This is a genomic window from Neisseria sp. (genome assembly GCF_041804105.1).
In the GTDB taxonomy this organism is placed as follows: Bacteria; Pseudomonadota; Gammaproteobacteria; order Burkholderiales; family Neisseriaceae; genus Neisseria.
Genome location: NZ_JBHCJY010000034.1, coordinates 1 through 5,760 on the forward strand (window position 1 = coordinate 1; position 5,760 = coordinate 5,760).

At 57.7% G+C, this 5,760-nt stretch carries 4 protein-coding genes and 1 pseudogene; 3 read left to right on the forward strand and 2 right to left on the reverse strand.

The features are described from left to right. Positions 1–257 precede the first annotated feature (257 nt). Positions 258–1,487 (reverse strand): serine/threonine transporter SstT, encoded by a 1,230-nt coding sequence (sstT, locus tag ACEYDX_RS03365; RefSeq protein WP_373740625.1) that lies wholly within the window; start codon positions 1,485–1,487, stop codon positions 258–260. Positions 1,488–1,587: 100 nt separating this feature from the next. Next, positions 1,588–1,986 (reverse strand): GyrI-like domain-containing protein, encoded by a 399-nt coding sequence (locus tag ACEYDX_RS03370; RefSeq protein WP_373740626.1) that lies wholly within the window; start codon positions 1,984–1,986, stop codon positions 1,588–1,590. A gap of 369 nt (positions 1,987–2,355) precedes the next feature. Between ACEYDX_RS03370 and ACEYDX_RS03375 the strand changes: the two genes are divergently transcribed. The 3 genes and pseudogenes from ACEYDX_RS03375 to ACEYDX_RS03385 all read left to right on the forward strand — a co-directional run. Further along, on the forward strand, positions 2,356–4,233 hold the full coding sequence (locus ACEYDX_RS03375; RefSeq protein WP_373740627.1) for an autotransporter assembly complex family protein: 1,878 nt from the start codon (positions 2,356–2,358) through the stop codon (positions 4,231–4,233). A gap of 85 nt (positions 4,234–4,318) precedes the next feature. Continuing rightward, positions 4,319–4,972, forward strand: a complete 654-nt coding sequence (locus ACEYDX_RS03380) for a glutathione S-transferase family protein (RefSeq protein ID WP_373740628.1) — start codon at positions 4,319–4,321, stop codon at positions 4,970–4,972. Between the two features lie 105 nt (positions 4,973–5,077). Then, positions 5,078–5,760, forward strand: a pseudogene (locus tag ACEYDX_RS03385) (translocation/assembly module TamB); the annotation flags it as partial.

A 5,760-nucleotide genomic window follows, 5' to 3' on the forward strand; every position in this document is an offset into this window, starting at 1 on the left:
GGTGGAGATGGCGATGCCGAATTCTTTTGCGGCTCTACGAATCGTCCATCCTTGACGGAGTTTTTTGAGCACGAGTTGTTTGAAGTCTTGTGAATAGGCCATGGTGGAATTGTATCGAATAATATGTTTATTTGCTATAACGATAAATCAAGCATCAACGCATATCTAAGCACAGCCAAAAAGAAAAACCTAAGGCCGTCTGAAAACTGTTTTTCAGACGGCCTTTTGCTATTGCAATATTTGTCCGGCAGGCAGATTTAAACCTGCCCTTCCTTCCGTGTGCGGCCGTAGTCGGCTGCAGCGGTGAAGAGTACGTCGGTGGACGAATTGAGCGCGGTTTCAGCAGAATCCTGCACCACGCCGATGATGAAGCCGACGGCCACCACCTGCATGGCCACGTCGTTGGGGACGTTGAACAGGCTGCACGCAAGCGGTATCAGCAGCAGCGAACCGCCCGCCACGCCCGATGCGCCGGCGGCGCTGACGGTGGCCACCAGGCTCAGCAGTACGGCGGTCATGAAATCGACGGGAATGTTCAGCGTGTAGGCGGCGGCCATCGACAAGACGGTGATGGTAATCGCCGCACCCGCCATGTTGATGGTGGCGCCCAGCGGAATCGAGATGGAGTAGGTGTCTTCATGCAGGTTGAGCTTTTTCGCCAAAGCCATGTTGACGGGGATGTTGGCGGCGGACGAGCGGGTGAAGAATGCGGTTACGCCGCTTTCGCGCAGGCAGGTAAACACCAGCGGATAGGGGTTGCGGCGGATTTTCCACCAAACAATCAGCGGGTTGACCACCAGAGCGATGAAAGCCATGCTGCCGAGCAGCACCGCCAGCAGGCGCAGATAGACGAGCAGGGCGTTGAAACCGGTTTCGGCGATGGTGGAAGCCACCAGTCCGAAAATGCCCAGCGGGGCGAAGCGGATGACCCAGCGCACCACCGTGGAAACGGCTTCGGCGGAATCGGCAATGATGCTGCGGGTATTGTCGGATGCGCCGCGAAACGCGAAACCCAATATCAGCGCCCATGCGAGAATGCCGATGTAGTTGGCATCCGCAATCGCGCCGATGGGGTTGGCCACGAGCTTGAGCAGCAGGGTTTTCATCACTTCGGCAATGCCCGAGGGCGGGGCGGCATCGACGGCTTCGGCCTGTACGAGCACGAGGCTGGTGGGAAAGGCGAAGCTGGCAACCACGGCGGTTACGGCGGCGGCGAACGTGCCGAAGAAATACAGCACCAGAATCGGTTTGATGTGGGCTTCGTTGCCTTTCTGGTGTTGGGTAATCGCAGAGAGCACCAGTACAAACACCAATACAGGTGCGACGGCTTTGAGCGCGCCGACGAACAGGCTGCCCAAAAGCCCCGTGGCTTTTGCCGCTTCCGGTGCCATCCATGCGAACAGGATGCCCAGCAGCAGCCCCACGGCAATCTGTTTGACAAGGCTGATGCGGTGTACCGCGTTCAGCAGCGGGTTGCTGGTTTCCATAAAAGAATCCTTTGCGTTTTAGGTTTGTAAAGTATCGTTTGCGGCGGCGGCCTGAAGTTTTCAGACGGCATGAGTGTCGGGGATGCGCCAAACGGCCGGTTTACTGCGCTTTCAGTCCGATGTGGATTTCCACCGAACCGTCGGCACAATATTTTTCATAATCCGCCTGATAGGCACGGCTCAGGCCGCCGTTTTCTTCGAGCTGCCAAATCTGCTGCCAGGTTTGCGGTACGGTTTCCCGCGTACAGGGGAAAATCCTGTAATCCGTTTCCGGCGGTGTCAGCACGTCGGCTTTTTCTTGAACGGTTTCGGTGGCCGTGCTGCAGGTATAGTCGCCTTTGTAGTCGGACCGATAGTTGTGGTAGACGCCGTAAACGGCGTTCCCGCCGGCAAACAGGTGGGATGACTCCTGCCACAAACGGTTGAATTTCTGCAGGATGTCGGGGTCGTTGAAATTATTGGTGACGATGTGGTTGACCAAATATAAAGTCGGCTGCATGACGCGATCCTTTCTCATCGGCTTCGGCAGGAAGGGCTTATTCTAAGGGAAAATATCCGGCGGGTGGTAGTTTAAACTTCTGCGGCGGGCAAGGCCGTCTGAAAACGCGGAACCGTTTCAGACGGCCTGTTAATCCGCCGTATCTTCATATCCGGTACAGACGGCTCCGACCATGCCGAATTGCCCCGTATGCCGTGTTTTCAGACGGGATTATCCGGCCGCCGTTACGGAAAGGCAGGATGTCGGAAAACGGCGGCGGCGGTTTCAAAATGCGTTTTCAGACGGCCTTTACGCTTGAGGCCGTCTGAAAGCCGTTGAAAATAATGTTAGAATGCGCCGTACCGTTATTTTTCCCAATCTGCCGTCCCGATGAAGAAAACCACGCCGCCGATTCTGCTGACCACGCTTGCGCTCGCCTGTACGCGCGCTTTCGCCGCCGATGCCGTCGAAACGTCTTCCGGCGGCGGCTATTCGCCTTTGGTATCGGCATCGGAATACGTTCCCATTCCGAAAGAAGCGCGCGAAAAAGCCGCGAAAGAAGAATCGGGCAGACTCGAGCCGCGTTTTCCGGTGGAAATTCGCGTGAGCGGCGACAAGGGCGGGGAAATCAAAGAAATGCTGGAAGAACACCTGCCGCTGCTTGCCCAGCAGCGCGAAGAAGCCCTGGATAAGGAGCAGGTGGACTTTCTGGCGGAAGAAACCGTCGACAACGTCAAAACCATGCTGAGCACCAAAGGCTATTTCAACGCTCAGGCGGGCATCGCGCCCAACGGCAACGGCTACACGGTCAGCGTAACCCCGGGGGTGCGTACCAAAGTCGACAATGTCAGCGTGGCGATTCTGGGCGACGTGCTTTCAGACGGCAATGTCGCCGAATACTATAAAAACGCGATGGAAAACTGGGAGCAGCCCGTCGGCAGCGATTTCGACCAAGACAACTGGGGCACCAGCAAAACTTCGGTATTGTCGGCCGTGACCCGCAAGAAATACCCGTTGGCGAAGCTGTCGTCCACAAAGGCCACCATCGACCCGAACACCAACAAGGCCGATTTGAACGTGGTGGTGGAAAGCAACAAACCCGTGTATTTCGGCGACGTTACCGTTACCGGCACGGAGCGTTATTCGGAAAAAGTGGCGCGCGGTTTGGCGCGTTTCCAGCCCGGATCGCCCTACGATTTGGATTTGCTGCTCGACTTCCAGCAGGCGTTGGAGCAGAACGGCCATTATTCGGGCGCATCGGTGCAGGCCGATTTCGCCAATATGCAGGGCGACCGCGTGCCCGTGAAAGTGGCCGTTACCGAAGTGAAAAAACACAAGCTCGAAACCGGTATCCGCTACGATTCCGAATACGGCTTGGGCGGGCGCGTGGCATACGATTACTACAACCTGTTCAACCGCGGCTACATCGGTTCGGTGGTGTGGGACATGGACAAATACGAAACCACCCTTGCCGCCGGTATCAGCCAGCCGCGCAAAGCCAGCGGCCACTACCTGACCAGCAACGTTTCCTATACCCGTTCCACCACGCAAAACCTTGAAAAACGCGCGCTGTCCACAGGCGTTTGGCGCGTGCGCGACCGCAACGACATCGAATCGCGGCTGGGCGTGGAATTCATTACCGAAGACCGCAAAGTCCCCGACACCAACTACGATTTGGGCCGCAGCCACGCCACCATGCTCACCGCATCGTGGAAACGGCAAAACATCGACACCGAGCTGCGTCCCGAAAACGGCTATTATCTCGACGGCAAAATCGGCAGCACCTTGGGCAGCGTGCTGTCGTCCACCGCCATGGCGCGCGCCAATGCCCGCGCGGGTTATTTCTATACGCCCGAAAACAAAAAAATCGGTACGTTTATCGCCCGCGGCCAAGTCGGTTACGTTTACGCCAAAGAAGGCGAAGAAGTACCGTCCAGCCTGATGTTCCGCACCGGCGGCGCATCCAGCATCCGCGGTTACGAGTTGGACAGCATCGGCTTGGCAGGCCCCAATGATTCCGTCCTGCCCGAACGGGCCGTGGCCGTCGCCAGTTTGGAATACCAGTTTCCCGTGGCGAAAAGCTGGTCGGGCGCGGTGTTCCACGACATGGGCGATGCCGCCGGCAACTTCAAACGCATGAGCATCAAACACGGCACGGGCTTGGGCGTGCGCTGGTTCAGCCCCGTCGCCCCGTTCGCATTCGACGTGGCCTACGGCCACCACGACAAAAAACTGCGCTGGCACATCAGCTTGGGTACGCGTTTTTAAGCCGTTCCATGCCGTCTGAAAAAACGGCGGATGCACCGCCCGGCCCGTTTTGTCCGGCTATATATTTAAAGGAAGGCAACGCAGCATGACAGACATCACGCTCTACACCCATCCCCTTTCGCGCGGCACATATGTCGTGTGGATGCTGAAAGAATGCGGCGCGGATTATTCCGTCGTGCCCGTCCAGTTCGGCGCGCAAATCAAATCCGCCGATTATCTGGCCGTCAATCCGCAGGGGCAGGTTCCCGCGCTCAAATTCGGCGACACGCTGCTGACCGAAGCCGCCGCCATCCTGACTTTTCTGGCGGAGCAGTTTCCCGAGAAAAACCTGATTCCCGCTTCCGGCACGGCGGAACGCGGCGAATACTACCGCTGGCTGTGTCTGTCGCTGCACTTGGAATACGCGGGTTTCAACAAAATGCACAACCTGCCCGTGGACACGCCCGAATGCCGCAGGCAAATCGGCTACGGCGATTTCGACACCGCGTGGAATACCCTGCGCGACCGCCTGCAAAACCGCGACTACATCGTCGGCAACCGTTTTACGGCTTTGGATTTGTATTACGCCGCGCTGATTCTGCATTTCACGCGCAATTGGAACATCCTGCCCGCCGACGAAAACGACGTGCTGCAACGCTACGCCGCCAAACATCTGGCGCGTCCCGCCTTTGCCGAAACCATGGCCTGGGCGCAGGAAGCCGCCGCACAAATGCCGTCTGAAAACCCGCTCGGCGGATAGTCCGCTTGAAAACGGCCGAACCCGCCCGAACCTGATGTTTTCAGACGGCCTTGTCCGTACCGACCGTATTCCGCACCCGCATCTGCAACCGATATCCCGACCGTTATGACGCAACACACCGTTATCCCGATTGTTCCAGAGCAGCCGCAAAGGCCGTCTGAAAACCCGCCCAAGCGGCGTTTCCGCTGGTTGCGGGTTTTGCTGTTTGTATTGGTTTTGCTGCTGGCGTTGTTGGCAGGGGCGGTGTACTGGCTTGCGGGAACGGAGTCGGGACTGCGGTTCGGGCTGTACAAAATCCCGTCGTGGTTTAAGGTGGACATCACGTCGAAAACGCTCAAAGGCACGCTGTGGAAAGGTTTTAGCGGCGAAGGCTGGAAAATCGCCACCGAAGGCAGCGACATCCACATTTCCAAACTGCGCTTCAAATGGAAGCCCGAAGAATTGATGCAGCCGCGCCTGCACATCACCGAACTGGTGGCAGGCGACATCGCCGTGGTTACGAAGCCGACCCCGCCCAAGGAAAAAACGCCGCCGAAGCTGCCGCAAAGCGTGAGCCTGCCGTTTGATGCGGCGGTTGACCGTTTGGAAACGGGCAGAATCAGCGTCGGCCGCAGTTTGGAAAAGCAGACCGTTTACGCCGAGCGCGTTCAGACGGCCTATGCCTTTACGGCAGGCAACGGCCACCGTTTGGACATCAAATCGCTGAAAACGGCATGGAGCGATTCGGCGGGCGCGGTAATCGTATGCCACGCGCCCGCCCAAGCCGTATTCGGAATCGTAGCGGATAC